The organism is Mucilaginibacter sp. P4_G9 (assembly GCF_056400985.1).
Map to the genome: position 1 here is coordinate 1 of NZ_JBFUKF010000638.1, position 1982 is coordinate 1982.

Below are 1982 nucleotides of genomic sequence, written 5' to 3' on the forward strand. Positions count from 1 at the left end.
GGTGGCTACAGGGCTTATTTTATCAAATATTACTATTCATAGTTTTAACCTTGCCGACCGGTTTTTGAGTAGCTTTAATGTGGATGCAGATGCATCCACAATTGAGCGATTTGGTGTTACCGATGCGTTGAGTAAGTTAATAATAGACAAAAGTAAAATTTTGGGAGTAGGAATTTATGATTATGGATATTACATAAAGCCTTATTTGCCTTATTATATGAATTCTATATACTATGCGAAAGGGCAGGCTCCGCCATCATTTAATTTTATTTTACAATTAGTAGCCGAATTAGGCCCCTTATTATTTATAGGAATGATTGCCAGTATTATATTTGTGCTTAAAAAAGCAGATCGGTTTGTGAAAGAATGGTTTATATTTTTAGTATTATTTGCCTTGTCCTTTCAGGTTCTAAATTTTTCAATTCCTTTTCTAATACTTTTATATCCCACAAAAAAGCGTGAAAATATTATATATAATTGATCAAACTAATTTGTTTGGTAGTGAATTACACGTTTATGATCTTGTAAGAAAACTGGGGCCTCACAATCAGATAAAAATAATCGCATTCAATGATGGCCCTTTAATCAAAGCGATTAATGACCTGAATTTAAACATTGAGATAAGTATTGTTAAATTAACTTGGTTTTCAGGATTTTTAAAATCAAAGGAGATACAGGGTATCATTAAAAAATTTTCGCCCCAAATAATTCATAGCCATCAGCCAAAAGCTATTTTTTATGGCAGTATTTTTTCAAAATTAGCACGGAAAAAACATATTGCGACTATACATTCTATACCCAATGGATTTGCACAAATTCATCACGGGTTTAAAAAAGCTGCCGTTCTTATCTTTCATACCTTTGTACAGTTTGTTGCTGAAGCATTATCAACAAAAAGCATTTTTATAACTCACCATAGTGAAAAGGAATTGGGTTTTTTTAAAGACAAATCGGTAGTGATATATAATTGGGTTTCTGATAGATTAACCCAAAATAGTGAGAGGCTAATTGTTACAAATAAGGATTTGGAGTGTAACAAAATCAGTTTTTTATCAGTGGGATCAATAGATGAAAACAAAGGGTTTAAAGAATTATTAATAATTTTCAATAAACTTAAAGGGATGTTTAAGTTTAACCTTTTAATTGCAGGTACGGGAAATATAAAAATAGAGGAGTATTTAAAATCGTATGTTGCGAGTAATTCTATGCAATGTGAAGTGGAATTTTTGGGGTATAAAACCAATTTAGAAGCCTTTTACAGCAATGCGGATTATTTTATTTTATTACCTAAAGAGGAGGCTTTTGGTTTGGTTTTTATTGAAGCTATGCAATTTGGCTTGCCAATAATATGCAGCGATTTACCCCAGCTGAGAGAAATAATACCTGCGGAAAACATATTTATTAAAAATGGGCATACCCTGGAGCAAAAAGATATTAGTAAAATTTGCGACAGAGAGTATCGGGAAAATGTAGGCCATATTAATAAATCCATCGCCCAAAAATTATTTAACATAGATATGCAGATAAAGCTTGTTTCAGATTTATATTTATCACTTGCCTAAACCAAACACATATTTATTTATAATATGATTAAATTTTATCTGATTTTAATTATAGAAGCGTTGTTCTCTCCTGTATTGTACTTAGCAGAAGCGCTAAAAAAGTTGGGCCTATTACCGGTTAATTATTATTTTAGAACAAACACAAATCGTCAGAAGGCAAATCCTAATAAACTGTTAGTATGCATACACGATTGGGCCGGTTATGATCTTATAAGGAAAAAGGGGTTTAAAAATGGTAAGGTAATTGAATGTGGTTTATCTTACCAAATTGACAGATTTGAAAATTATAAGGGGAAGAAGAGCATCGAATATTTGGTTACTATATCTGATTTTAACAAGTATCCGAAAGAGAAATATAAAGGTTTAAACGTAAAAGCTGTTTCAAATACAGGATTTGATTTCTCCGGATATGCCCACTTT

At 31.3% G+C, this 1982-nt stretch carries 3 protein-coding genes; all 3 read left to right on the forward strand.

The genetic code is table 11. The annotated features are described in order from the left end of the window. A partial coding sequence (locus AC1DPZ_RS26225; RefSeq protein WP_477409047.1) for a hypothetical protein occupies window positions 1-481 on the forward strand: 481 nt, incomplete at its 5' end. Beyond that, on the forward strand, window positions 459-1562 hold the full coding sequence (locus AC1DPZ_RS26230) for a glycosyltransferase family 4 protein (RefSeq protein ID WP_477409049.1): 1104 nt from the start codon (window positions 459-461) through the stop codon (window positions 1560-1562). The genes AC1DPZ_RS26225 and AC1DPZ_RS26230, both read left to right, overlap by 23 nt. Window positions 1563-1586: 24 nt before the next feature. After that, on the forward strand, window positions 1587-1982 hold a 396-nt coding region (locus tag AC1DPZ_RS26235), incomplete at its 3' end, for a hypothetical protein (protein WP_477409051.1).